General features: G+C 72.0%; 22 protein-coding genes. 6 read left to right on the top strand and 16 right to left on the bottom strand.

The genetic code is table 11. The features are described from left to right. Positions 1 to 3 precede the first annotated feature (3 nt). The 3 genes from ACGFWI_RS01685 to ACGFWI_RS01695 all read left to right on the top strand — a co-directional run bounded on the left by ACGFWI_RS01685 (position 4) and on the right by ACGFWI_RS01695 (position 3,609). Entirely contained in the window at positions 4 to 987 is a 984-nt protein-coding gene (locus ACGFWI_RS01685; RefSeq protein ID WP_393903883.1) for a carbohydrate ABC transporter permease, read from the top strand. Then, positions 984 to 1,832 carry a carbohydrate ABC transporter permease gene (locus ACGFWI_RS01690; RefSeq protein ID WP_393903884.1) on the top strand — a complete coding sequence of 283 codons (849 nt, stop codon included), beginning with the start codon at positions 984 to 986 and terminating at the stop codon, positions 1,830 to 1,832. Before ACGFWI_RS01685 ends, ACGFWI_RS01690 begins: the two co-directional genes overlap by 4 nt. A 106-nt stretch (positions 1,833 to 1,938) precedes the next feature. Continuing rightward, on the top strand, positions 1,939 to 3,609 hold the full coding sequence (locus tag ACGFWI_RS01695) for a glycoside hydrolase family 13 protein (protein ID WP_393903885.1): 1,671 nt from the start codon (positions 1,939 to 1,941) through the stop codon (positions 3,607 to 3,609). A 22-nt stretch (positions 3,610 to 3,631) separates the two neighbouring features. On the opposite strand, the gene ACGFWI_RS01700 is transcribed toward ACGFWI_RS01695, so the two are convergent. From ACGFWI_RS01700 to ACGFWI_RS01750, 11 genes are all read right to left on the bottom strand, one after another. Next, positions 3,632 to 4,402: a sirohydrochlorin chelatase gene (locus ACGFWI_RS01700; RefSeq protein WP_393903886.1), complete on the bottom strand. Its 771-nt coding sequence runs from the start codon at positions 4,400 to 4,402 to the stop codon at positions 3,632 to 3,634. 3 nt (positions 4,403 to 4,405) lie between these two features. After that, entirely contained in the window at positions 4,406 to 5,344 is a 939-nt protein-coding gene (locus ACGFWI_RS01705; protein WP_393903887.1) for an ABC transporter permease, read from the bottom strand. After that, positions 5,331 to 6,137, bottom strand: a complete 807-nt coding sequence (locus tag ACGFWI_RS01710; protein WP_393903888.1) for an ABC transporter ATP-binding protein — start codon at positions 6,135 to 6,137, stop codon at positions 5,331 to 5,333. Before ACGFWI_RS01710 ends, ACGFWI_RS01705 begins: the two co-directional genes overlap by 14 nt. 40 nt (positions 6,138 to 6,177) lie before the next feature. Then, positions 6,178 to 7,287, bottom strand: a complete 1,110-nt coding sequence (locus ACGFWI_RS01715; RefSeq protein ID WP_393903889.1) for an aliphatic sulfonate ABC transporter substrate-binding protein — start codon at positions 7,285 to 7,287, stop codon at positions 6,178 to 6,180. 209 nt (positions 7,288 to 7,496) lie between these two features. Further along, positions 7,497 to 8,858 carry a sulfate adenylyltransferase subunit 1 gene (locus ACGFWI_RS01720; protein WP_393903890.1) on the bottom strand — a complete coding sequence of 454 codons (1,362 nt, stop codon included), beginning with the start codon at positions 8,856 to 8,858 and terminating at the stop codon, positions 7,497 to 7,499. 2 nt (positions 8,859 to 8,860) lie between these two features. Continuing rightward, entirely contained in the window at positions 8,861 to 9,805 is a 945-nt protein-coding gene (cysD, locus tag ACGFWI_RS01725) for a sulfate adenylyltransferase subunit CysD (protein WP_393903891.1), read from the bottom strand. After that, complete coding sequence (gene cysC / locus ACGFWI_RS01730; RefSeq protein WP_393903892.1) at positions 9,802 to 10,335, bottom strand: adenylyl-sulfate kinase; 534 nt, start codon at positions 10,333 to 10,335, stop codon at positions 9,802 to 9,804. Before cysC ends, cysD begins: the two co-directional genes overlap by 4 nt. A gap of 20 nt (positions 10,336 to 10,355) precedes the next feature. Continuing rightward, positions 10,356 to 11,048: a phosphoadenylyl-sulfate reductase gene (locus ACGFWI_RS01735; protein WP_393903893.1), complete on the bottom strand. Its 693-nt coding sequence runs from the start codon at positions 11,046 to 11,048 to the stop codon at positions 10,356 to 10,358. Continuing rightward, complete coding sequence (locus ACGFWI_RS01740) at positions 11,045 to 11,248, bottom strand: hypothetical protein (RefSeq protein ID WP_393903894.1); 204 nt, start codon at positions 11,246 to 11,248, stop codon at positions 11,045 to 11,047. The genes ACGFWI_RS01735 and ACGFWI_RS01740 overlap by 4 nt, the downstream gene beginning before the upstream one ends. After that, positions 11,245 to 12,942 (bottom strand): nitrite/sulfite reductase, encoded by a 1,698-nt coding sequence (locus ACGFWI_RS01745; RefSeq protein ID WP_393903895.1) that lies wholly within the window; start codon positions 12,940 to 12,942, stop codon positions 11,245 to 11,247. Before ACGFWI_RS01745 ends, ACGFWI_RS01740 begins: the two co-directional genes overlap by 4 nt. A gap of 391 nt (positions 12,943 to 13,333) precedes the next feature. Next, the gene (locus ACGFWI_RS01750; protein WP_393903896.1) at positions 13,334 to 13,933 is read right to left on the bottom strand and encodes a GNAT family N-acetyltransferase; all 600 of its coding nucleotides are present in this window, start codon (positions 13,931 to 13,933) and stop codon (positions 13,334 to 13,336) included. Positions 13,934 to 14,355: 422 nt separating this feature from the next. Here ACGFWI_RS01750 and ACGFWI_RS01755 point away from each other — a divergent pair, with 422 nt between their 5' ends. Next, positions 14,356 to 15,507: an ABC transporter substrate-binding protein gene (locus ACGFWI_RS01755; protein WP_393903897.1), complete on the top strand. Its 1,152-nt coding sequence runs from the start codon at positions 14,356 to 14,358 to the stop codon at positions 15,505 to 15,507. 121 nt (positions 15,508 to 15,628) lie between these two features. On the opposite strand, the gene ACGFWI_RS01760 is transcribed toward ACGFWI_RS01755, so the two are convergent. The 4 genes from ACGFWI_RS01760 to ACGFWI_RS01775 form a co-directional block, all read right to left on the bottom strand. Next, complete coding sequence (locus ACGFWI_RS01760) at positions 15,629 to 16,297, bottom strand: class F sortase (RefSeq protein ID WP_393903898.1); 669 nt, start codon at positions 16,295 to 16,297, stop codon at positions 15,629 to 15,631. A gap of 214 nt (positions 16,298 to 16,511) precedes the next feature. Next, on the bottom strand, positions 16,512 to 17,372 hold the full coding sequence (locus tag ACGFWI_RS01765; RefSeq protein ID WP_393903899.1) for an LLM class flavin-dependent oxidoreductase: 861 nt from the start codon (positions 17,370 to 17,372) through the stop codon (positions 16,512 to 16,514). 240 nt (positions 17,373 to 17,612) lie between these two features. After that, positions 17,613 to 18,899: a GAF domain-containing protein gene (locus ACGFWI_RS01770; protein WP_393903900.1), complete on the bottom strand. Its 1,287-nt coding sequence runs from the start codon at positions 18,897 to 18,899 to the stop codon at positions 17,613 to 17,615. Between the two features lie 464 nt (positions 18,900 to 19,363). Continuing rightward, a complete protein-coding gene (locus ACGFWI_RS01775) occupies positions 19,364 to 21,007 on the bottom strand; it encodes an acyl-CoA dehydrogenase family protein (RefSeq protein WP_393903901.1) in 1,644 nt (547 codons plus the stop codon). A gap of 18 nt (positions 21,008 to 21,025) precedes the next feature. Here ACGFWI_RS01775 and ACGFWI_RS01780 point away from each other — a divergent pair, with 18 nt between their 5' ends. Both ACGFWI_RS01780 and ACGFWI_RS01785 read left to right on the top strand, forming a co-directional pair. Beyond that, complete coding sequence (locus ACGFWI_RS01780) at positions 21,026 to 22,150, top strand: YihY/virulence factor BrkB family protein (protein WP_393903902.1); 1,125 nt, start codon at positions 21,026 to 21,028, stop codon at positions 22,148 to 22,150. Positions 22,151 to 22,379: 229 nt separating this feature from the next. Further along, the gene (locus ACGFWI_RS01785; RefSeq protein WP_393903903.1) at positions 22,380 to 23,750 is read left to right on the top strand and encodes an MFS transporter; all 1,371 of its coding nucleotides are present in this window, start codon (positions 22,380 to 22,382) and stop codon (positions 23,748 to 23,750) included. Positions 23,751 to 23,956: 206 nt separating this feature from the next. Here ACGFWI_RS01785 and ACGFWI_RS01790 read toward each other — a convergent pair whose 3' ends face one another. Then, positions 23,957 to 25,699 carry an IclR family transcriptional regulator C-terminal domain-containing protein gene (locus tag ACGFWI_RS01790; protein ID WP_393903904.1) on the bottom strand — a complete coding sequence of 581 codons (1,743 nt, stop codon included), beginning with the start codon at positions 25,697 to 25,699 and terminating at the stop codon, positions 23,957 to 23,959. Positions 25,700 to 25,805 lie beyond the last annotated feature (106 nt).

The following is a 25,805-nucleotide window of genomic DNA, read 5'->3' on the forward strand; positions in this document are numbered from 1 at the left end:
GCCATGACATCCTCCGCCACCGCGTCGCGGGCCCAGGCCTCCGAGCAGACCGGCCCACGGACGGGTCCGGCGCCGCGCGGCGGCGGTCCGGCCCGGGTGAGCGGCCGCCGCCGGGCGCGCACCGGCTGGTTCTTCGCCTCCCCGGCGCTGCTGACCATCACCGCCGTGACGGTCTTCCCGGTGCTCTTCTCGCTGCTGCTCAGCTTCGCCGATGTCCGCCTGGAGTACGGCGGATTCCGCATCCTCTCCCTGACGGGCGACCATTACGCCGCCGTGCTGAGCAGCCCGGAATGGCGCCAGGCGCTCGTCTTCACCTTCGGGTTCACCGCCGTCACCGTCCTGCTGGAACTGGTGCTGGGCACCGTGGCCGCGCTCGTGCTGGAACGGCTGGGGGCCGCCCGTGGCTGGGTCCTGGCCGTCCTGCTGCTGCCCTGGGCCCTGATCAATGTCGTCGCCGCCCAGCTGTGGGGATATCTCTTCAACGGCACCTACGGCGGGCTGACCTGGCTCTTCGAGCAGATCCTCGGCCGCCAGCCGGACATCCTCGGGCAGCCGGCCTCCGCCATGGGCGCCATGGTGGTGGTCGATGTCTGGAAGACCACACCCTTTGTCGCCATTGTCGTCCTCGCCGGGCTGATGCTGATCCCCGGCGACGTCTACGAGGCGGCGGAGATCGACGGCGCCGGCACCTGGACGACGTTCTGGAAAGTGACCCTGCCGCAGCTGCGCCCGATCATCGCCATCGCCGTCCTCTTCCGCATCCTGCAGGCCTTCGGCATCTTCGATCTGCCGTTCGTCCTGACCCAGGGCGGTCCGGGCACCGCCACCGAGTCCCTGGCGATCCTCGGATACAAAACGCTCTTCCAAAACCTCGCCATCGGCCGGGGCGCGGCGGTGGCGACCACCACCGCCGTCATCGTGATCACCTGCTGTCTGCTCTTCCTGCGGGTCTTCAAGACGCAGGCCGACGAAGGGGGGCGGGTATGAGCCGCCGTGCACCGGCGTCCGGCATCCGCCGGTACGTCAACGCCGTCAACCTCGGCGGTCTGGCGATCGTCGTGCTGTCGGCGCTGCCGCTGTACTGGATGATCGCGTCCTCCTTCAAGGGACCGGGCGAGATCAGCGCCGCCCCGCCGACCCTGGTCCCGAAAGCGGCGACGCTCGGCAACTACGCGGAGGCCTTCGTCCGCAACGGGATCGGCCGCTATCTGCTCAACAGCGTGCTGGTGGCGTCGGTTTCCACGGTCGCCGTGCTGGGGCTGTCCTTCTTCGCCGGGTATGCCCTGGCCCGCACACCGCTGCGGGGCCGCGGCGCCATCATGACGGCGCTGCTGATGCTGTCCGTCTTCCCGCCGATCGCGCTCGTCGTACCGCTCTTCCTGCTGGAGCGGCAACTGGGGCTGCTCAACAGCTATGCGGGCCTGATCGTGCCCTATGTCGCGCTGAATCTGCCGTTCGCCATCTGGATCATGCGCAACTATCTGATCGGTATCCCCCGTGAGCTGGAGGAGGCGGCAACCGTCGACGGTGCCGGCCCGCTGCGTACCGTCCTGACCGTCATCGCCCCCCTGGCCCGGCCGGGGCTGTTCACCGCGGGAATCTTCACCTTCACCGCGACCTGGTCGGAGTTCCTGCTGGCGCTGACCTTCAACAGCGAGGACGGCCACCGCACCGTTCCGGTCGGCATCGCCCTGTTCACCAGCCAGTACACGGTCCCCTACGGGACGCTGTTCGCGGGGGCCGTGGCGGCCACCGTCCCCATCGGCGTCCTGGTCATGATCTTCCGTCGCTCGATCGTCTCGGGCATGACCTCAGGGGCGGTGAAGGGATGAGACCGGCGCCCCGAGGGCCCGCCGCCCGCGCCGCACCCGACCGAACCCGGCGCCACACCGCGCCGTACCCCGTCACGCGACCGCTCTCGTATCGAAAGGCCTCCACGTGACCGCACAGCACCTCGGCTCCGACCGCAACACCACCGACTGGTGGCGGCAGGCCGTCGTCTACCAGGTGTATCCGCGCAGCTTCGCCGACTTCGACGGCGACGGCATCGGCGACCTCCCCGGTGTGACCTCCCGGCTGCCCTACCTCGCCGACCTGGGTGTGGACGCCGTCTGGCTGAGCCCCTTCTACCCCTCGCAGCTGGCCGACGGCGGCTATGACGTCGCCGACTACCGCGATGTCGACCCGCGGCTGGGCACCCTCGACGACTTCGACGCCATGGTGGCCGAGGCGCACCGCCTCGGCATCAAGGTGATGGTGGACATCGTGCCCAACCACTCCTCCGACCAGCACCGCTGGTTCCAGGAGGCGTTGCGCGCCGAGCCCGGGTCCGCCGCACGGGAGCGCTATGTCTTCCGCGAGGGCAAGGGGGAGCTGGGCGAAGAGCCCCCCACCGACTGGATCTCCTGCTTCGGCGGCCCCGCCTGGACCCGGCTGCCCGACGGCTGGTGGTACCTCCACCTCTTCGCCCCCGAGCAGCCCGACTTCAACTGGGACAACCCCGAGGTCCGCGCGGACTTCCGGCACACCCTGCGCTTCTGGTCCGACCGCGGTGTCGACGGCTTCCGGGTCGATGTGGCCCACGGCCTGGCCAAGGACCTGGCCGCACCGCTTCGCGACGTCGGCACCATCGAGGGCTATGAGCCCGGCGACCTGCCCGAGGACGGCAGCCACCCGTTCTGGGACCGCGACGAGGTGCACGACATCTTCCGCGACTGGCGCAAGGTCTTCAACGAGTACGACCCGCCGCGGGTCGCCGTCGCCGAGGCATGGGTACGCACCTCCCGCCGTACCGCGTACGCCACCCCGCAGGAGCTCGGACAGGCCTTCAACTTCGACTTCCTCAAGGCCTCGCTGCACGCCGGGGAGCTGCGCGCCTCCATCGACACCGCACTCGCCGACGCGCGGGCGGCCGGGGCGACCGCGACCTGGGTGCTCTCCAACCACGATGTGATCCGGCACGCCTCCCGGTACGGCCTTCCGGACGGCCGCGACGAGGAGGCCTGGCTGCTCTCCGACGGACAGGAGCCCGTCCTGGACCGGGAGTCCGGGCTGCGCCGGGCGCTGGCCGCAACCCTGCTGATGCTGGCGCTGCCCGGCTCCGGCTACGTCTACCAGGGCGAGGAACTGGGGCTGCCCGAGGTCGCCGACCTCTCCCGGGACAGCCTCCAGGACCCGGTGTGGACCCGTAGCGGAGGCCGGCTGAAGGGGCGGGACGGCTGCCGGGTGCCCCTGCCGTGGCGGCGCGAGGGCAGCTCGTACGGCTTCGGCAGCGGGGGTTCCTGGCTGCCGCAGCCGGCGGGCTGGGGCGAACTGTCCGTCGAGGCACAGCAGGGGGTGGCGTCCTCCCCTCTGGAGCTGTACCGCACGGCACTGGCCACCCGCCGCCGGCTGCTGGCCGACGAGGCGCTGGAATGGGCCGACGACGCGCCGACGGCCGGCCCGGGGGTGCTGCACTTCCGCCGCTCGGGCGGCTGGGAGTGCGTGACCAACCTGTCGGACGAGCCCCGGCCGCTGCCGGCCGGCGAACTGCTGCTGGCCTCCGCACCGGTCACCGGCGACGAGCTGCCGCCGTGGACGACGGTCTGGCTGCGCACCACGACGGCCTGACCCGCCGCGCCGCGGGGACCCGTCAGGCGACCAGCGCCGCCAGGTCCCCGCTGGCGCGGTCCAGCACCGACCGGTCGTAGCGCCGCAGCAGCAGCCGGGCCAGCTCGGGCGCCGGGCCGAGCACGGGGGCGAGGACATCGGCGCCGGCCTCGCGGGCCCCGGCGGCGATGCGGTCCGGGAGGAAGCCGGGGGCGATGACGTACGGGGCCACGGCCACCCGGCCGATGCCCTCGGCGCGCAGGGCCCGCACGGCGTCGGCCGTGCGGGGCAGAGATGCGGAGGCGAACGCAGGTCGCACGGCACACCAGCCAGCGGTGTGCCGCCACTCCCGCGCGATTTCAGCGATCACTGCGATCGCCTCCGGGTCCGAAGAGCCCGCCGAGGCCAGTACGACTCCGGTCGAGCGGCGGTCGCCGGGCCGCAGCCCGGCCTCCTCCAGCCGGCGCTCCAGCGCGGCCGTGAGCAGCGGGGAGGGGCCGAGCACCTCGGCCTGGCGGACGGTCAGCAGGGGCAGCCGCGCGGCCGCCTCCCGCAGTACCGCCGGGATGTCGGACTTGGCGTGGAAGGCGCGGGTGAGCAGCAGCGGCAGCGCCACCACTTCCCGCACCCCCTCGGCCGACAGACGCTCCAGCACCCGCGGCACCCGGGGCGCGTTGAAGTCGAGATAGCCGACCTCGACGCGCAGCCCCGGCCGCAGCGACCGGACCTGCGCACAGAGCGCGGAGACGGTCGCCGCGTGCCGCGGATCGCGGCTGCCGTGGGCGATGACGAGGAGTGTGGGGCGTGCGTCCATGGTTCAGCTCTTCACGAGGAGGCCGCGGCTGCGCAGCACCCGGCGTTCGATCGGGGCGAAGATCAGCAGCTCGATGCCGATGCCGACGATGAGGATGAGGAGGATCGCGGCGAGTACCCAGGACATGTCCTGGAACTCACGGCCCTGCTCCAGCAGCTGGCCCAGCCCGGTGCCCAGGTCGGGCGCGTTGACGATGAGTTCGGCGGCCATCAGGGAGCGCCAGGAGAACGCCCAGCCCTGCTTGAGTCCGGAGATATAGCCCGGCAGCGCGGCCGGCAGCAGCACATGCCGTACCCCCGCCAGGCCCGTGGCGCCGATGGTGCGCCCCGCCCGCAGGTAGAGCGGGGAGATCTGGTCGACGCCCGCCACCAGGCCGTTGGCGATGGAGGGGACGGCGCCGAGCAGCACCACCGCGTAGATCGTGGCGTCGCTCAGCCCGAACCAGATGATCGCGGCCGGGACCCAGGCCACCGAGGGCAGCGACTGCAGTCCGCTGAGGATCGGCCCGATCGCGGCCCGTACGGCCTTGACCTGGGCGACGATCAGCCCGAGCACCGTACCGATGGCCACCGAGGCCACAAAGCCGAGGGCGCCGCGGGAGACACTGGTCCACACGAAGCCCAGCAGGGTGCCCTCCAGCCACTTCTGCTGCAGCGAGTGCGCGACGTCGGCGGGGCTCGGCAGGAGGTAGTGCGGCTTCAGCTCGAAGTGGAACGCGAGCTGCCACAGCGCGAGCACGATGAGGACGGCGACGAGCGGGGGGAACGCCTTCGAGACGGCGGTGCGCAGCCACGGCTGCCGGTCGATGACCCTGGATTCCAGGGCGTCGAGCCCGGCCTCCAGGCCGGCGATATCACCGGCCCTGGCGGCGGTGCTGTCGGCCGCGGTGTCCTCGCCGCCCCGGGCGGCGGCGGACGGGGCCTTGGTCTCAGTGCTGGCCATGGCGGCGGATCTCCCCACGGAGCTGTTCGGTGATCTCGATGGAAAGGTCGGCGACCGCGGAGTCCTCGATGCGGCGCGGCTGCGGGATGTCCACCCGCCACTCGTGCGCGATCCGGCCCGGACGGGAGGACAGCAGCACCACCCGCTCGGCGAGCCGCACGGCCTCACGGACGTTGTGGGTGACGAACAGGACCGAGAGGTTGGTCTCGCGCCAGATGCGGGTCAGCTCGTCGTGCAGCACATCGCGGGTGATCGCGTCGAGTGCGGCGAACGGCTCGTCCATCAGCAGCAGTTGGCTGTCCTGCGCCAGGGCACGGGCCATCGCCACGCGCTGGCGCATACCGCCCGACAGCTCGTGTACGCGCTTGCCGTAGGCGCCCTTGAGCCGGACGAGTTCCAGCAGCCGCTCGGCCTCGTCCCGGCGCTCCGCGCGCGGCACCCCGCGCAGCCGCAGCGCCAGTTCGATGTTGCGGCCCGCGGTCAGCCACGGGAACAGCGCATGCTCCTGGAACATCAGGGCCGGCCGGCCGCCGGGCGTCTCGATGGCGCCGGCGGACGGCGCGTCGAGACCGGCCACGAGGTTGAGGAGGGTGGACTTGCCGCAGCCCGAGGCCCCCAGGAGGCAGACGAATTCGCCGGGCGCCACATCGATGTTGATGTCGTCCAGGACATGCTGCTGTGCGCCGGTGCGGCCGAACGACTTCGAGACATGGTCGATGCGGGCCGCGTACGGCACGGTGGTGCCCGTGTCCGCCGTGGCGGGCTGCTGCTTGGTGAGCGTGGTGGTCGTCATCGGTGTCACCTCCTGGGGGAGTGCGGTACTGCGGGCGGGGCTACTTGCTGCCGAGTCCGGCGTCGGAGACCGGCTTCTTGCCCTCGGACTTGAGCACCTTGTTCAGCAGGGTGAGGTCGTAGATGCCCTTGAGGTCGGGCTTCTTGAGCAGGCCCGCCTTGACGGCGTGATCGGCCTCCTGCTGGAGGGTGACGGCCAGCGGGTCATCGGTGATGTCGACGTTCTTGAACGCCGGGTCGATGACGTTGTCCGGCAGTGCCTTGCCGGAGACGTCCGAGGCGGCGAGCTTGTCGTTGAGGGCCTTCTTCGCCTCGGCCGGGTGCGAGCGGATCCAGGAGTTGGTCTGCACCGAGGCCCGCAGCACCGCCTCGACGGCCTTCGGGTGCGCCTTGAGGAACTTCTGCGAGACGATCATGTTCGTGATGACGAACTTCCCGTCCTTCCACAGCTTCTTCTCGTCCAGAAGCGTCTTGCCGCCCTCGGCGACGAGCTTGGAAGCGGTGGGCTCGGGCACCCACGCGGCGTCGATGCCGCCCTGCTGGAAGACGGTCGGCGTCACCTTGTTGTCGGTGCGCTGGACGGTGACGTCGCCCTTGCCCGTGGCGGCGTCGACCTTGAGGCCCTTCTCGGCCAGGTAGTTCAGCAGCGCGACGTCCTGGGTGTTGCCCAGCTGCGGGGTCGCGATCGTCTTGCCCTTGAGATCGTCCAGGCTCTTGATCTTCTTGGGGTTGACCACCAGCGAGACGCCGCCGGAGGCCGAACCGCCAATGATCTTCAGGCTCTTGCCGTGCGACTTGGCGTAGCCGTTGATCGCGGGGGAGGGGCCGATCCAGCCGATGTCGATGGCGCCCGAGTTGAGCGCCTCGATCTCGGCGGGGCCCGCGTTGAAGGTGGAGTACTTCACCTTCGTGCCGCCCAGTTCCTTCTGGAACTCGCCGTTCTGGAGGCCGATCAGTGGCGTGGCGTGGGTGGTGTTGCCGAAGACCCCGATCGTGACGTGATCGAGCCCGTCGGTCTTGGCGCCCTTGGGCGCGACACCGGCCGAAGTGTCCTTCTTGGCCTCGGAGCCGTAGCCGCAGGCGCCCAGCGCCCCGGTCAGGAGCGGGATGGTGACGGCGGCCGCCAGCAGGCGGTGACGAACGGCAGACACGGAGGTGTTCCTCTCGGAGGGCCGGGTCAGTACGCGCCTATGGCGCGCCCGGCAGATCGATGGATCTTCGGAAGGGGGGTGTGGGGGATACGGAGTCAGGCATCGTCAGCACACACATCGGCCGACTCCGCCCTGCCCGCTGCCCAGGGCGCCGCTGCCGATGCGGCCGCCCTCCTTCGCGAAGGTCGAGAAAACGTCCTTGAGCACGCTCAGAAGTCCCATCCCTCGTCGTCCGCGCCGTCGGCCGGAGCGGCCTCGGCGGCCGCCTCCGCGAAGGCGGTGCCCGCCATCCCCGCGGTCAGCGTCGTACCGTCCGCCGGGTCGATCAGCAGGAAGGAGCCGGTGCGGCGGGAGTCGGCGTAGGCGTCCAGGGCCAGCGGCTCGGCCGTACGGACCACGATCCGTCCGATGTCGTTGGCGACCAGCTCGCCGGGCGCCGGGTGCTGGGAGAGGTCGTCCAGCGTCAGCCGGGACGGGATGTCCTTGACGATCGCCTTGACGGTGCGGGTGGTGTGCTTGAGCAGCACCCGGTCGCCGACCTTCAGCGGACGGTCCGCCACATGGCAGATGGTCGCCTCGATGTCCTGCGAGACGCCCGGCGCGGTGGCCGTCGGGGCGATCAGATCACCGCGCGAGATGTCCAGGTCATCGCTGAGCCGCACGGTCACCGACTGCGGTGCCCAGGCGGCGTCCACGGCCTGGCCGAGCGCGTCGATCGCCTCGATGGTGCTCGTCCGGCCCGAGGGCAGGACGGTGACGGCGTCGCCGACGCGCAGCACACCGGAGGCGACCTGGCCCGCGTAGCCGCGGTAGTCGGGGTGTTCGGCGGTCTGCGGACGGATCACGTACTGGACCGGGAAACGGCCGGGGTCGTCCGAGGGGTCGGCAACGACGGGCACGGTCTCCAGGTGCTCCAGCACGGTCGGGCCGCCGTACCAGTCCATGTGGGCCGACGGCGCCACCACGTTGTCACCGGCCAGCGCCGAGATCGGGATCGCGGTGATCTCCGGGACGCCCAGCGACGCCGCGTACGTCGTGAACTCCTCGGCGATGGCGGCGAAGACGGGCTCGGCGTAGTCGACCAGGTCCATCTTGTTGACGGCCAGCACGACATGGGGGACGCGCAGCAGGGCGGCGACCGCGGCGTGCCGGCGGGTCTGCTCGACCACGCCGTTGCGGGCGTCGACCAGCACCACGGCCAGCTCGGCGGTGGAGGCGCCGGTGACCATGTTGCGGGTGTACTGCACATGCCCGGGGGTGTCCGCCAGGATGAAGCGGCGCCGCGGGGTGGCGAAGTAGCGGTAGGCGACATCGATGGTGATGCCCTGCTCGCGCTCGGCGCGCAGTCCGTCGGTCAGCAGCGCCAGGTCGGGCGCCTCCTGGCCGCGGCCCAGGGAGGCACGTTCGACGGCCTCCAGCTGGTCGGCGAGCACCGACTTGGAGTCGTGCAGCAGCCGTCCCACCAGCGTCGACTTGCCGTCGTCGACGGACCCGGCGGTGGCGAACCGCAGCAGCGAGGTGGCACCCGCGTCGACGACGTCGATGGCGCCCGTGTTCGTGGTCGAACTCATGGTTAGAAGTACCCCTCGCGCTTGCGGTCCTCCATGGCGGCCTCGGACATCTTGTCGTCGGCCCGGGTGGCACCCCGCTCGGTGAGCCGGGACGCGGCGATCTCCGCGATCACGGCCTCGATGGTGTCGGCGTCGGAGTCGACGGCGCCGGTGCAGGACATGTCGCCGACGGTGCGGTAGCGCACCTGCCGGGTCTCCAGGCTCTCGCTGTCCTTGGGACCGCCCCACCCACCGGGCGACAGCCACATGCCGCTGCGGCCGAAGACCTCGCGCTCGTGGGCGTAGTAGATGGCGGGCAGCTCGATCTTCTCGCGGGCGATGTACTGCCACACGTCCAGCTCGGTCCAGTTGGACAGCGGGAAGACCCGGACGTGCTCACCGGGCGAGTGCTTGCCGTTGTAGAGCTGCCACAGCTCGGGGCGCTGCCGTCGCGGGTCCCAGCCGCCGAACTCGTCGCGCAGCGAGAAGACCCGCTCCTTGGCGCGTGCCTTCTCCTCGTCCCGGCGGCCGCCGCCGAAGACCGCGTCGAAGCGGTTCTTCTCGATGGCGTCCAGCAGCGGAACGGTCTGCAGCGGGTTACGGGTCCCGTCGGGACGCTCGCGCAGCTCACCGCGGTCGATGAAGTCCTGGACGGAGGCGACGTGCAGCCGCAGGCCGTGCCGCTCCACCGTGCGGTCGCGGTAGTCGAGGACCTCGGGGAAGTTGTGCCCGGTGTCGACGTGCAGCAGCGAGAACGGCACCGCGGCCGGCGCGAACGCCTTCAGCGCGAGATGCAGCATGACGATGGAGTCCTTGCCGCCGGAGAAGAGGATCACCGGCCGCTCGAACTCACCCGCCACCTCGCGGAAGATGTGTACCGCCTCGGACTCCAGGGCGTCGAGGTGGGAGAGGGCGTACGGGTTGTTGGCGTCCTCGGCGTTCTCGGTCACGGCAGCGATGGTGGTCATGCCAGTCCCCTTTCGGTGAGCAGCGTGTGCAGCGCCGCCGCGGACTCCTGCACGGTCTGGGTGTGTGACTCGATGCGCAGATCGGGTGCTTCGGGTGCCTCGTACGGGTCGTCGACGCCGGTCAGACCGGAGATCTCACCGGCCGCCTGCTTCGCGTACAGCCCCTTCACATCCCGCTCGGAGCACACCTCGACGGGCGTGGCCACATGCACCTCCAGGTAGGGGGTGCCCTCGCTCTGGTGGCGCTTGCGCACGGCCTCGCGGCTCTCCGCGTACGGCGCGATCACCGGCACCAGCGCCTTGACACCGTTGCTCGCCAGCAGCTCGGCCACGAAGCCGATGCGCTGGACGTTGGTGTGCCGGTCCTCGCGTGTGAAACCGAGGCCCGCGGAGAGGAACTCGCGGATCTCGTCGCCGTCGAGCACCTCGGCGCGGTGGCCCGCGCCGCGCAGCGTGGCGGCCAGCTCGTGCGCGAGGGTCGTCTTGCCCGCGCTCGGCAGACCGGTCAGCCAGATCGTGGCGCCCGTCATGGATATCTCCTGATGCTCGGTCATCCGTGCAGCCCGCACTCGGTCTTGTTGCTGCCGGCCCAGCGGCCGGCCCTGACGTCCTCGCCCTCCAGCACCCGGCGGGTGCAGGGCGCGCAGCCGACGGAGGCATAGCCGTCCGTCAGCAGCGGGTTGGTGAGCACCCCGTGCTCGGCCACGTACGCGTCCACGTCGGCCTGCGTCCAGCGGGCGATCGGCGAGACCTTCACCTTGCGCCGCTTGGGGTCCCAGCCGACGACGGGGGTGTTCGCCCGGGTGGGCGACTCGTCCCGGCGCAGGCCCGTCGCCCAGGCGTCGTAGCCGGTCAGGCCCTCTTCGAGCGGCGCGACCTTACGCAGCGCGCAGCACAGGTCCGGGTTGCGGTCGTGCAGCTTCGGGCCGTGCTCGGCGTCCTGCTCGGCCACCGTCCGGCGCGGGGTCAGGGTGATGACGTTGACGTCCATCACCTCGGCCACCGCGTCCCGGGTCCCGAGGGTCTCCGGGAAGTGGTAGCCGGTGTCCAGGAAGACCACGTCCACGCCGGGGAAGGCCCGCGAGGCCAGGTGCGCGACGACCGCGTCCTCCATCGAGGAGGTGACGCAGAAGCGCGGACCGAAGGTCTCGGCGGCCCACCGGAGGATCTCCAGGGCGGGCGCGTCCTCCAGGTCCCGGCCCGCCTGCTCGGCGAGCTGCTGAAGGTCGGTAGCGGTGGTCACGAGGTACCTCCGTCGGAAGCGGTAGGGGCCCGGCCGGTGTTGCCCGGCGCCAGCAGGCCCAGGAACTTCAGCCGGAACGCACGGCTGCAGGCCCGGCATTCCCACGCTGCACCCTCGCCGCGGGAGGTCCCCTCCTCGGAGGGCCGCAGGTCTTCGTCCCCGCAGTACGGGCAGTAGAACGGCGCGGCGCGTTCGCTCACTTCAATGCACCCTCTTCGGCGCGGGCCGCCCAGGTGGCGAACCGCTCGCCGTCCTCGCGCTGCTCCGCGAAGTTGCGCAGCACCCGCTCGACGTAGTCGGGGAGTTGATCGGCGGTGACCTTCAGGCCGCGGACCTTGCGGCCGAAGCCGGCCTCCAGGCCCAGTGCCCCGCCCAGGTGCACCTGGTAGCCCTCGACCTGGTTGCCGTCGTCGTCCAGGACCAGCTGGCCCTTGAGGCCGATGTCGGCGACCTGGATCCGGGCGCAGGCGTTCGGGCAGCCGTTGACGTTGATGGTGACCGGCTCGTCGAACTCCGGCAGCCGGCGTTCCAGTTCGTCGATCAGCGAGGCACCGCGGGCCTTCGTCTCCACGATCGCCAGCTTGCAGAACTCGATGCCGGTGCAGGCCATCGTGCCGCGCCGGAACGGGGACGGCTGGACCCGCAGGTCGAGCGCCTCCAGACCGGAGACCAGCGACTCGACCTGCGACTCGTCGATGTCGAGCACGATCATCTTCTGCTCGGCGGTGGTACGCAGCCGGCCCGAGCCGTGCTCCGCCGCCAGTTCGGCGATCTTGGTGAGGGTGGCGCCGTCCACCCGGCCCACGCGCGGGGCGAAGCCCACGTAGTAGCGGCCGTCGTTCTGCTTGTGGACACCGATGTGGTCGCGCCACTGCTGGTCGGGCTGCTTCGGCGCGGGACCGTCGGTGAGCTTGCGCCCCAGGTACTCGTCCTCCAGTACCTGGCGGAACTTCTCCGGGCCCCAGTCGGCGACCAGGAACTTCAGCCGGGCGCGGGTGCGCAGCCGGCGGTAGCCGTAGTCGCGGAAGATCGAGATGACGCCTTCGTAGACATCGGCGGCCTCCTCGCGCGAGACCCACGCGCCGAGCCGGACGCCGAGCTTGGGGTTGGTGGACAGCCCGCCGCCGACCCACAGATCGAAGCCGGGGCCGTGCTCGGGGTGCTCGACGCCGACGAACGAGATGTCGTTGATCTCGTGCGCGACGTCCAGCAGGGGCGAGCCGGAGACCGCGGACTTGAACTTGCGCGGCAGGTTGGAGAACTCCGGGTTGCCGATGACCCGCTTCTGGATCTCCTCGATGACCGGGGTGCCGTCGATGATCTCGTTCTCGGCGATACCGGCGACCGGGGAGCCGAGGATGACGCGGGGGGTGTCACCGCAGGCCTCGGTGGTGGACAGGCCGACGGCCTCCAGCCGCTGCCAGATCTCCGGCACGTCCTCGATGCGGATCCAGTGGTACTGGACGTTCTGCCGGTCGGTGATGTCCGCGGTGCCGCGCGCGAACTCCTGCGAGACCTCGCCGATCACCCGCAGCTGCTCGGTCGTCAGCCGCCCGCCGTCGATGCGGACCCGCAGCATGAAGTACTTGTCGTCCAGCTCCTCGGGCTCCAGGACCGCGGTCTTGCCGCCGTCGATCCCGGGCTTGCGCTGGGTGTACAGGCCCCACCAACGCATCCGCCCGCGCAGGTCGTTGGGGTCGATGGAGTCGAAACCGGCCTTGGAGTAGATCGTCTCAATGCGTGTCCGCACATTGAGACCGTCGTCGTCCTTCTTGAACTGCTCATTGCCGTTGAGCGGTGTGTGGTGGCCCACGGCCCACTGGCCCTCGCCGCGGTGGCGTCCGGCCTTGCGGCGGGTCGTGGCAGCTGCAGGGACTTCGGGGGAGGCGGCCATGGGTGTACGTCCTTCTGGGCGGGCTCAGGAAACGCGGACGGGGCGCCGAGCACCCCACGATGACCTGCGCAGACATACCGAAAGGCGGCGCGCGGCAACGCGTCGGAAGGGTCTGCGGGTCAAGGGGCGTCAGCGCGTCCGCGACGATGGGGACGGCGTGAGGTTCGGTGGTGCTGGGCGCTGCCAGGGGCCGAAGGCTCCTGGTGAATACAGCCTCAGCCCGCCCGACAAATGGCGCTGGACATGCGGCCGAGGTCGACGTGCCGCCGACTCACCAAGGCAATTCCAGCTCGAGACATGACGGAAGCGTGGCACGCCGCTCTCCGGCCAGTCCACCGTAATCCAGGATTTGGACACCTACGTCTCACATCGAGAGACAGTGTGGTGTCGATCACTCCCCGGCGGGTGTTTCGGCCGTGGTGGGCCCCGCGCCGGGCCAGGGTCCGGGAGCCGGCATCTCGGGCTCCTCGGTGACCGTGGTGTCGTACACCCGGAAGCCGCGCCGCTCGTAATTGGCCCGTGCGTGCGGGCCGTCCTTGCTGCACGTGTGCACCCACACCCGCTCGGTCCGCGCCAGCCCCGGCCACCGCTCGGCCAGGTCCCAGGCCCGCTCGGTCCCGTACGCGAGCAGCTGCCCGCCGATCCGGCGCCCCCGGAAGCCCGAGATGAGCCCGAAGTAGACGATCTCCACGGAGCCGTCCGCCTCCGCCGCCAGCTCGATGAACCCGGCCGGCGTGCCGTGCTCGTACGCCACCCAGGTTTCCCTCCCGGGGCGCCCGAGGTGCGCCACCCACTGTGCGTACGACCACGACAGCCGGTCGGTCCAGGTGACGTCCCCGCCGACCGCCGTATAGAGGAAGCGGCTGAATTCGGGCGACGGCACCTCGGACCGGACGATGCGGACGTCCTGCTCGGCCGGGGGTCCCTCGACGGGGGACAGGTCGGTGCGCGAGGTCTGCTGGAGGTACCACGTGGTGACCGAGATGCTCATGCGGCCAGCACATCACACCCGCCTCGGGGGCTGGGTGTGGCCCGGGGGAGGGGGCGGATGAGCGGGGGGTGAGGGACGCGCGAGGGGGGATCGTCCCGAATGGTGAGACACCGGCTCACAGTGTGGGGTGTGGCGGGCACTGTCGGGTGGCGCTGCCGGGCTTCCTCTCTCGCGCGCAGTCGTGCGCAGAGTGTGCAGCCTGGTCGGCCTGAACGGGTGCCGTGGTGACCCCTGCGAGCTGTGGTGGCTAGGAATCGGAGTCATGAGTTTTACCAATGTTTACCTGGCGAACACCATAGTTGGGCCTACTGTGGCCCAACTTGTCAGACAGGTCGTCGGACAGGTGCTCACCCCCCACGTGCATCCCTGGTGTGGCCCCGCATGAAACCCCTCAACCCTCTGTGCGTACCCCTGGAGAGACCGTGACCGTGTTCCTGCCGAGGACAGCCGTCCTCACCGGCGTCCTCGCCGTCGCCGCCGCACTCGCCCTCAGCGCCTGTGGCGGGCCCTCCGACGCGTCGGCCGGTGGCGGAAAGAGTGCGGCCACCGCGACCACGGCCGAAGCCTTCGGCGGCATCGACGCCCTGGCCGAGGCGGCCAAGAAGGAGGGCACGCTGCGTGCGGTCGCGCTGCCCCGCGACTGGGCCAACTACGGCGCCCTGATGGACGGCTTCAAAAAGAAGTACGGCATCAAGGTCGAGGTGGAGAACCCGAACGGCGCCAGCCAGGACGAGATCAGTGCGGTCACCTCGCACAAGGGCCAGGACCGCGCGCCCGACGTCCTCGACCTCGGCAGCTCCTTCGCGCAGAGCGCCGCCCAGGAGGGGCTGCTCGCGACGTACATGGTCACCGGTTTCGCTGACATCCCCGATGCCCAGCGGGACTCGATCGGCCGCTGGGCGAACGACTACGGCGGCTATATCTCCTTCGGCTGCGATGCCAAGCGTGTGCAGACCTGCCCGACCAGCTTCAAGGATCTGCTCAAGCCGCAGTACAAGGGGCAGGTCGCGCTCAACGGCGACCCCACCAAGTCGGGTTCGGCCTTCGGCGCCGTGTACGCGGCCGCCCTCGCCAACGGCGGCTCCTTCGACGACATCCAGCCCGGCCTGGACTTCTTCGCCAAGCTGAAGAGAAACGGCAACTACACGTCCGTCGATTCCACCCCGGCCGGCATCGAAAAGGGCCGGACGCCGATCAGCATCGACTGGGACTACCTCAACGCCGGGTACACCAACGCGTTCAAGTCCAAGGGCCTCGACTGGAAGGTCGCGGTCCCCTCGGACGGCAAGTTCTCCCAGTACTACTCGCAGGCCATCAACAAGGATGCGCCGCACCCCGCGGCCGCGCGCCTGTGGCAGGAGTACCTCTACAGCACCGAGGGCCAGAACATCAGACTCAAGGGCTACGCCCGCCCGGCTCTGATGCCCGCCATGAAGGAGGCCGGCACGCTCGACAAGGCCGCGGCGGCGAAGCTGCCGAAGGTCTCCGGCACGCCGAGCTTCCCGACCGAGACCCAGCAGAGCAATGCCAAGGGCATCATCGCCCAGAGCTGGGGCGAACCCGCTTCCCAGTGACCGCGACTCGCGCCAGGGCCGACGTGGTGCCCGCCGCTTCCTCCCCGCGGCGGCACCGCGCGGCCGGCCGGCCCGCCTCCCCGGCAGGCGCACGACCCACCTCGGCAGCGTCCGGCGCAAGCTAGCCGGCCGCCGTCATCCGGGCGAAGACCACCACATTGCCCGCGTATCCGGAGCCCGCCTCGTAGGTGCCGCCGCAGGTCAGGATGCGCAGCTCGGGGCGTCCGGTGGTGCCGTAGACCTTCCGGGCGGGGAACTTCCGCTTGTCGAAGACCTGGATGCCGTAGACCTCGAAGACCGCGGTCCGCCCGTCCTCGCGGGTCACCCGGATCGTCCTGCCCTTCTCCACGGCGCCCAGCGCGTAGAAGACGGCGGGCCCGCTGCGACCGTCGACATGTCCGACGATGACGGCGGTGCCGTTCTCGCCCGGGGCCGGCGCGTCCTCGTACCAGCCCGCCAGCCGGGGGGCGTCGGGCGGCGGGGCCTCGATCCAGCCGTCCCTGTTCAGGCCCAGCGGCATCAGCGGCGCCGACACGCCGATCGACTCGATCGCCACCCGGGAGGGGGCGGAGCGGGGCAGCGGCGGCGGTGCGGGGCCGTCGGGCGGGAGGTCGCCGGGGAAGAGCGCGGTGCCGGCCCCCGGCTGGGGCGGCCCGTCCGCCTCACCGGACAGTCCCTGACGCACCATGCCGATGCCGATGAGCCCGGCCAGCGCCAGCACGCCCCACCTGGGCCGGCGTGCGGCCGCCGGTTCCCCGGACGTCGCTTCCTGCGGGCCTGTCGGGCTCATCGTTCACCTCCCGTGGCCGCCTCCCCGGGGTGCCCGTCCCCGGGGAGCGGTCCGCTGTCGGCACGCTAGGCGCGCGGCCGGGCAGGAGCGACAGCAGACGGCCGAACGGGTGGCGGACGCCGCGTCGCCGGGCCCTCCGGCCTGCCCGGCACGCTCGCCCGCCTGCCCGCCCGCCGCTGCCCACCCGCTCACGGGGAGCGGTGTCCGGCCGAACCTACGGCGCCGGGAACACCGCATCGGCCAGCCGCTCGACCTGGTCCGGGTCCGGGGACCAGCAGTAGAGCATCACTTCGTCCGCGCCGATCGCCCGGTAGGCGGCCACCGCCGTACGGATCTGCGTCCCGGTGGTGAGCAGCCCCTCCACGACATGCTCGGTGTAGCCGCTCGGCCGGTAGTACGCGCGCAGCTCCTCACGGGCCCGGTCGAGCGTCGGCTCCGGACCGAGGGCGACATTGACCTGGGCCAGCAGCCGCGGCCGGCCCGTACGTCCGGCCCGGGACCAGGCCTCTTCCACCGCACGGAACATGCCGTCCATCTGCGGGGGCGGGAGCGCGGCGCCGAGAAAACCGTCGCCCCAGCGGGCCACGCGCTTCCTCACGGCGGGCACGAAACCACCCAGCAGCACCTCGGGCCCACCGGGCCGGGCGGGGGCCGGACCGATCGGGCCGACGTCCTCGGAGAGCGGCTCACCGGACCAGATGCGGCGCATGGTGGCCAACTGCCGGTCGAGCCGCCGGCCGCGGGTGCGGAGGTCGACACCGGCGGCCAGATAGTCGTCGTCGCGTCCGCCGATGCCGATGCCGAGGGTGAAGCGGGAGCCGGACAGCAGATCGAGCGTGGCGGCCTGCTTGGCGAGCAGCGTCGTACGGTGCAGCGGGGCGAGCAGCACCTCGGTCTGCAGCCGGACCCGGGAGGTCGCGCCGGCCAGGGTGGCCAGCGTGATCAGTGGCTCGGGGTTGCCGAACACCAGCCGGTCGAGCAGGGCGACGGTGGTGAAGGGGGTGGCTTCGGCACGCCGGGCCCAGCTCAGCAGCTGCGCGGGGTCGCCGATGGGAAGGCCAAGGCCTACGGACATGGAGGGTCCTCCAGAAGGACATTCGGGCATGAGTGATCACGGACTGTCGTGTCGCCCACTCATTCGGCTCCGCGCGTTCGCTGCGCGCGGGCTGCTCCCGTTCTGCGACGTCCTTCTGGAGAGCTCAGGTCAGAGTGCGGCCACCCTATGGGAAGGGCTTGCACCACCGCATCGGCTTTTCGCCCCGGCGCCCGCGTCACCGCCGGACTGCCGTCCCGTCCTCCGGTTCCTGCCGTCCCGTCACCCCCGGCGCGCCGCCGCCACCGCGGGCGCCAACGACTGCGGCAGCAGGTGGGCGGGACGGGGCGGCAGCAGCAGCTCCACCTCCACCCCGTCCGCGAAGCGGTACGGCCGGTGCGCCAGCACGCTCGCGAAATGGCGGCGCAACCGGGACAGTTCGGCCCGCACCGTGACCGTACGGCTGTCGTCGCCGAAGAGGTCCCGGGCGAGTTCGGCGGCGCTGCGCCCCTGCGGATGCGCGGCGAGGACGAACAGCAGCTCGGCATGGCGCGGGGTCAGCTCGTGCGACCAGCTGCCGGCCGGGCCGCTGACGGTGACCGTCGAGCCGTTGCGCCCGCTGAGATCCAGCACCACCCGGCTCGGCCCGATGTCCCGCTCCTGCCGCCCGACCCGGATCAGCCAGCCGCCGGGCAACGGCTCCAGGATGCACATGCCGTACCGCGGCAGCCACAGCGGCCCGGCCTCGGGCGTCTTGGGCAGCGCCACCCGGTCCGGCGGCGTCAGGCCCGTCACCCCCACCACCCAGCCGCTCGGGTCGACGGCCAGCGCCCGCCCGCCGATCCGCGCCAGCATCGGTGCCGCGCTCGACCGCAGCCGTTCCAGGGACAGATGGTGGCGGGTGCGCAGTTGGCCCTCGGCGAGCCGGGCGACGGCGGACACCAGCGAGAGCGTCGTGGGGTGGAAGGAGGGCGCCGGACCGCTGATGTCCACCGTGCCCAACAGCCGCCCGTCGCGCGGGTCGTGGAGCGGCGCGGCGGCACACGTCCACTGGTGGTGGCTGCGGACGAAATGCTCCGCGGAGTGCACCAGCACCGGCCGGCGGGCCACCAGCGCGGTGCCGATGGCGTTGGTGCCGACGACGTCCTCCGTCCAGTCGGCGCCCTTGTCGAAGCCCAGCCGGTCGGCCATCCGCCGGACCGGCGCGCTGCCCTCGCGCCACAGCACCCGGCCCTCGGCGTCGGTGACGACCATGATCTGCTGCGCGGCGTCGGCGGCCGGCAGCAGCCCCTCGTGGAGCACCGGCAGCACCGTCGCCAGCTGGGACATCTGCCGACGGCGCTCCAACTCCGCCACGGAAAGGGGGCATTGGGGGCGGTCCCGGTCCGGGTCGACGCCCGAGACCAGCACCCGGCGCCAGGATTCACCGATCACCGCGCGCGGCGCTCCGGGCGAGGCGTCGGGCTCCTCGCCCGCGAGCACCGCCTCGTGGACCGTGGCGAGGCGGTGCGCGGTGGTGCGGTTGTCCTGGGCCGACCAGACGGCGCTGTCGATCGCTCTGTCGCTCACGCTGTTCTCCGTAGTGCCCTGAGCCTCGGGTCGTGCCTCTCGTGCGCTCACCGGTCCGTCCTGGAGGGCCCATTGTCCCGGCCCGCCTCCGGGGGCTGCAACGCACTGCAACCGTTGTCGCTCATGGTGTGTTCCGGGAGGCTGGCCGGAGCGGCCGATGGTGTCCCGCCACCGCGGGTTCGCCGGTCACCCGTCGGGGAACCCGCCGGTTGTCGCCGGGGATTCCATCGGCCGCCAGGCGCGACGTCGGCACGGTGCGCCGGCCCTCACCGGCCTCGTCGTCCCGCGGCGCCGGGTCCCCGCCGCAGCCCCTGGGATGCCCCTGATACCGGGAGCGGTGCCGAGTCGGCGCGGCACCGCTCCCTGACCGACGCGGCGGCGGCATCCCCCTGTCCCCGTTGCCTCGTGAGGCGAACGGCCCGGAGGCGACGGGGAGCCGCCGCCGCGTCGGGCCGGCGCGGCGCTCAGCCGTCGGTCACCGGCCGGGCCCGCGCCACCACGGCGGCGAGATCCAGCGTGTGCGGCAGCGTCCCGAACGCCGCGCCCGCGTCGCCGCCGAGCCGGGCGGCGCAGAACGCGTCCGCGACCTCGGACGGCGCGTGGCGCACCAGCAGCGAACCCTGGAGCACCAGCGCCATCCGCTCCGTCAGCCGCCGCGCCCGCGCCTCGATGCCCTCCAGATCGGCGAGTTCGGTGAGCATCCCGGTGATGGCACGGTCCAGCCGGTGGTCCGCGCCCTGCGCCGTCCCGATCTCGGTCAGGAACGCGTTCAGCGCCTCCGGTTCGCGCTGCAGTGCCCGCAGGACGTCCAGCGCCTGTACATTGCCGGCGCCCTCCCAGATCGAGTTGAGCGGCGCCTCGCGCAGCAGCCGCGGCAGCCCCGACTCCTCCACGTAACCGTTGCCGCCCAGGCACTCCAGCGCCTCGGTGACCATCGGCGTGCAGCGCTTGGTCACCCAGTACTTCGCCGCCGGCACCGCCAGCCGCAGAAAGTGCCGGTCCTGCTCGGTGCCGCTGTCGTACGCCGCCGCCAGCCGCAGCGCGAGCGTGGTCGCCGCCTCCGACTCCAGCGCCAGATCGGCCAGCACATTGCGCATCAGCGGCTTGTCGATCAGCCGGTCCCCGAAGGCCTCCCGGTACGCGGTGTGGTGCAGCGCCTGCGTCACCGCCTGTCGCATCACCGCCGCTGACGCACTGACACAGTCCAGCCGGGTCGCCGCGACCATCTCGATGATCGTCGCCACCCCGCGCCCCTCCTCGCCGACCCGGCGCGCCCAGCTCTCCCCGTCGAACTCGACCTCCGCCGAGGCGTTCGAACGGTTGCCGAGCTTGTCCTTGAGCCGCTGGATGCGGAAGGCGTTACGGCTGCCGTCCGGCAGCACCCGGGGCAGCAGAAAGCAGGTGAGCCCTCCCGGCGCCCGGGCCAGCACCAGGAAGGCGTCCGACATCGGTGCCGAACAGAACCACTTGTGACCGGTCAGTACGTATTCGCCGGGTGCGGCCAGCGGCTCGGCGCGGGTCGTGACGGCCCGTAGGTCGCTGCCGCCCTGCTTCTCCGTCATGGCCATCCCGGCCAGCGCGCCGCCCTTCTCGGCGACCGGGCGCAGCTCGTGCTCGTACACCCGCGAGGTCAGCAGCGGCTCCCACTCGGCCGCCAGCTCGGGCTCGGCGCGCAGCGTGGGCACCGCCGCATGGGTCATCGACACGGGGCAGCCGTGCCCCGCCTCAGCCTGGGTCCACACGATGAAGCCGGCGGTGCGGCGGAGATGTCCGTCCGGCCGGGACCAGGCGCCGGTCAGGCCGGCCGTGACCGCATGGCCGAGCAGCCGGTGCCACGCCGGGTGGAACTCCACCTCGTCGATGCGTCGGCCGTAGCGGTCATGGGTGCGCAGGACCGGTGGGTTCGCGTTGGCTTGCTCGCCCCAGCGCTGGGCGTGCGCGGAGCCGGCCGCCTTCCCCAGCGTGCTCAGCTCTTCGCGTACCTCGTCGAGCCGGACGTCGGCGACATGCCGGGTGATGCCCTCGGTCAGGGCCGCGTCGCCGGCGAAGACGTCGTATCCGACCAGGGGCGGAGGCTGGTTCGTGACCATGTGAGTGGTGGCTGCCATGGCAGATACGGTAAGGAGGTGCAGCCGGCAAACGAACCAACCGAGCGGCCCGCGGGCCGTCTGACCAAGGCCCGCGCCCTCTATCGCAACGTCTCCAAGCGTCGGCTGGCCTGGCTTCTGCTCAAGGACACCGTCAACTCCTGCATGAAGTACCGCGTCACCGGCCTGGCCGCCGAGGCCGCCTTCTGGAGCCTGCTGTCGCTGCCGCCGCTGATCCTCGGACTCCTGGGCGTGCTCGGCTATACGAACGCATGGATCGGGCACGACACCATCGACAGCGTCCGCCGGCACATCCTCGGCGCCGCCGGCACCGTACTGTCCGGCAAGGGCGTGAACGAGATCGCCCGGCCGCTGCTCGACGATGTCTTCACCGGCCGCCGCCCGGACATCATCTCCCTCGGCTTCGCCATCGCCCTGTGGTCCGGGTCCCGGGCGATGAACGTCTTTGTCGACACCATCACCATCATGTACGGGCTCGACGGCCGGCGCGGCATCATCAGGACCCGGCTGCTGGCGTTCGCGCTGTACCTCGCCGCGCTGGTCGTGGGGGCCGTCGCGCTGCCGCTGATGGTCGCCGGTCCCGACACCGTCGTGAGCTGGCTGCCGGCCAGTGAGCACATCATCCGGGCGCTGTACTGGCCGGTCGTCCTGCTGCTGTCGGTCGCCTTTCTGACCACGCTTTACCACGCGTCCGTACCGGTCCGTTCGCCCTGGCCGGAGGACATTCCCGGTGCGGTGGTCGCGCTCGGCATGTGGGTGCTCGGCAGCATTCTGCTGCGGCTCTATCTCACCTCGACGGTCGAGGGGCCCACGATCTACGGCTCGTTGGCGGCTCCGGTCGCCGTACTGCTGTGGATCGGGGTGTCCGCCTTCGCGGTGCTGGTCGGGGCCGCGATGAACGCCTCACTCGACCGGGTGTGGCCGTCGGTCGCCACGGCCGCGGCCCGTGAGGAGGTCGCACGGCGGGCGGCGGCGAAGGCGGCGGCGAAGGCGGGAGCCGGTGAGGCGGGCGCCGGCGACGCGAAGGGGGCGGCGGACGGCGGTGACCGCGGCCGTGGCGGCGACGGCGGTCGTGGCGAGGGGCGCCACGATGACGGTGGCCATGGCGGTGGCCGCGGCGCCGACAGCCCGCGCGACGACTGAGCCGGCGCACCCCGGCCGGCCTCACCGTGGGCCGCCGCTCCTTCTGCGCCGCTGTCCATGAAGGCGTGCGCAAGTCATTGACAGCCCCGGGACTCCGGCAGATGATCCATGCCGACTACTTCGCGAACGAAAGTTCACCAGGCGAACTTCCGCCTTCCGGCCGTCACCTCGCGCCGCGTGCCGCGTGCCGCACACGTCGCGCCTCGTGCATCGTGAATCCGAGGTCCCCATGTCTCCCACCGGCCCTCCGCCGTCCACCGGCCCGTCCGCCGACTCCCACCGCCGGCACACCTTCCGCTCCGTCGCGCCCGTCCTGGCGCTGTGCTGGCTCGCCGTCTTCTTCGACGGCATGGACGTCAACGTCTACGGCGCCGTCATGCCGCACATGCTCGACGACCCCGGACTCGGCCTCACCCCCGGCGGGGCAGGCACGATCGGCAGCTGGACGACCTTCGGCATGCTGATCGGCGCCCTCGGCACCGGCACCCTCACCGACTGGCTGGGCCGCCGCCCGGTCCTGGTCGCCAGCGTGCTGCTGTTCTCCGCCGGGTCAGCGGTCTGCGCGCTGTCCGGCGCGCCGGGGCCGTTCGGCGCCGGCCGCTTTCTCGCCGGTCTGGGCCTCGGCGGCCTGATGCCCCTCTGCCTCTCGATGGTGATGGAGTTCGCACCGCCCCGGCGGGCCGCACTCGCCACCGGCCTGCTGATGACCTCGTACCACGCGGGCGGCATGTTCGCGACGGGCCTGGGCCTGACGCTCGCCCCCGTGCTCGGCTGGCGCTGGGTGTTCTGGGCCGGTGTGCTGCCCGCGGTCATCGCCGCCCCGCTGCTGCTGCGCCTGCTGCCGGAGTCGCCCAACGTGCTGCTCGCCAAGGGCCGTACCGCCGAGGCCGACGCGGTCGCCGACCGCTACGGCATGGCCCGCCCCGTCCCCGCCGACGCACCGGCCCAGGGAGCCAAGGGCCGGCTGGCCGCGGTCCTCGCGCTGTTCCGTCCCGGCGCACGCTGGGCGACGCCGCTGCTGTGGCTCGCCTCGTTCTGCGGTCTGCTCCTGGTGTACGGCGTCAGCACCTGGCTGCCGCAGATGATGCGTGCCGCCGGCTACGGCCTCACGTCCTCGGTGAGCTTTCTGCTCATCATCAACGCGGGCGGCATCGTCGGCATGCTGATCGCGGGACGCACCGCCGACCGCTACGGCCCCGTCAAGGTCTCCGCCGTCTGGTTCCTGCTGACCGCCGCCGGTGCGCTGCTCCTCGGGGCGCGGCTGCCGCTCGGCCTCACCTATGTGGTCGTCGCCGTCACCGGCGTCTGGCTCTTCAGTGCGCAGGTGATGGTCTATGCGGCGGCCAACCGTGTCTATCCGGCCGCCGAACGGGCCACCGGCATCGGCTGGGTCACCGGCATCGGCCGCACCGGCGCGGTGGTCGGCCCCTGGCTGGGCGGCACCCTCGCCGCCACCGGCAACGACCAACTGGGCTTCACCGCCTTCGCGTTGGCCGGTCTGCTGGGCGCGCTCGCCATCGGCCTGGTGCCGCTCGCCCGGCGCCTCGGCCGTCCCGCGGCGACCGCACCGGCACCGACGGCGGTCAGCGCGGAGCCGTGACGGTGGCCGAGGGCGCCGCACCCGGGTACCGATCCCGCGAGAGGCCGTGGACGTCCGGCACGGGCTCGGAGCGGGCCCGGTACCGCACCCGGCTCAGGTTCTTCCGGCAGCGCGGTGAAGGGCGGGCCGGGCGGCTTCGGGTACCCGGCTGCCCCCGCGCCGCCGTCGTACGTCGCCGGGATCACCCGTCGCGCCCGTAGAGGCGTTCACAGCGCCGGGATCCGCGCATACCGTCCCGCCACGTGCAGGTCGGCCTCGATGCCGGCGGCGGCGGTGCGCAGGGCCGGGAGGAGGGCGTCGCGGGCCTCGGCGGGGGTGCAACGGCCCGCGTGGGTCGAGACGTTGACGGCGGCGACGACACGGCCGGTGCGGTCCCGTACGGGGACGGCGAGGGAGCGCAGGCCCTCTTCCAGCTCCTCGTCGACGAGGGCGTAGCCGTGGGTGCGGACCTCTTCCAGGGCGGCGAGGAGCTGTTCGGGGTCGGTCACGGTGTGACGGGTGAGCGGTTTGAGGTCGGTGAGGGCCAGTCGTGCGGAGAGTTCGGCCGGGGGCAGGTCGGCGAGCAGGACGCGACCCATGGAGGTCGGGTACGCCGGGAAGCGGGTGCCCAGGGTGATGTTGACGCTCATGATGCGCACGGTGGGGACCCGGGCGACGTACTGGATGTCATCGCCGGAGAGGACCGCCATGGAGGCGGAGTCGTGTACCCGCTCGACCAGCGCGGCCAGGTGTGGTTGGGCGACGGCGGGCAGGGTGAGGCCCGAGAGGGGGGCGAAGCCCAGCTCCAGCACCTTCGGTGTCAGGCGGAAGAGCTTGCCGTCGGTGGCGAGGTAGCCCAGGTGTTCCAGGGTGATCAGGGCGCGGCGGGCGGTCGCCCGTGCCAGGCCGGTGTCCTCCGCCACGGCGGTGAGCGGGAGTTCGGCGCGGCCGGCACCGAAGGTGGTGAGGGTGATCAGCCCGCGGGCCATCGATTCGACGAATTCGGGGCCCAGTTCCTGCTTGGACGCCCGCATCCAGGTGGCGTGCGAGGTGTGGGAGGGGCCGGGCGCCGCGTCGGGGCCGGGCGCCGCGTCCCGGGGCAGGCTCAGGGCGTACTCCATGGCTGAGACCGTCTCGCGGAGGCGCGGGAGCACCGCGTCCGGCAGCTCGGCGGCGCTCAGCCGGCTGGTGTGGCTGACGACGCTGAGGGCGCAGACCGGGCGTCCGGTGGTGTCGTGGACCGGCATCGCCACCGCGACCAGGCCCGGTTCGATGAGCTGGTCGTCCAGGGACCAGCCGGCGGCGCGTGCCGCGGCCACCCGGGCCTCGAAACCGGTGGGCGCCGCGGCATCCGTGCCCGGCCCGGCCGCGGTCGCGGCCGCGGGGTCCGCCCCGTCCTCGGCGCGCCGCGGGGGTACGGCCGGAAAGCCCGCGTCCGTAGGGTCGGCTGCGCGGCGCGACCGCCAGCGCCGCCAGTCCGCCGCGTCCCACCGGTCCGCGAACAGCGCCCCGGGCGCGCCCCGCTCGGCGGGCAGCAGATCGCCGATGCGGAAGGCGAGCGACATGGCGCGGCGGCGGGTCGCCTGGTGGACGAAGCGCACCCCGTCGCCGTCCGGCACCGCGAGGGAGACCGACTCGTCCAGCTCGTCGGCCAGCCGGTCGGCGAGGGGGCCGAGCCGGTCGGGGAGTTCGGAGGCGGCGAGGTAGGCGTTGCCGAGCTCCAGCAGCCGGGGCGCGAGCACCGCGTCCCGCCCCTCGGTGCGTACGTAGCCGAGGCGGGCGAGGGTGCTCAGTACCCGGTCGACGGTGGAGCGGGCGAGGCCGGTGAGGCGTACCAGGTCGCCCACCGGCCGGCGGCCGCCGCCGGCCGTCAGCTCCCGCAGCACGGACAGGCTGCGCATCAGCGGCCCCACCGCTTCCGGAGGGGGCGGTGGCGGTGCGGACGGGGCGGTGGCGGCGGGCTGGGTCATGGCCTCTCCATGGTGCGGCGATCTCGTCGGAACCGTACCCGGGCAGACCGTTGACAGGGCCGGGGGCCGGGGTCAAACTCGGGGCAGCTCAATTATGAACTTAAGT

Origin of the sequence: Streptomyces sp. NPDC048434 (genome assembly GCF_043200375.1) — a bacterium.
GTDB lineage: Bacteria > Actinomycetota > Actinomycetes > Streptomycetales > Streptomycetaceae > Streptomyces.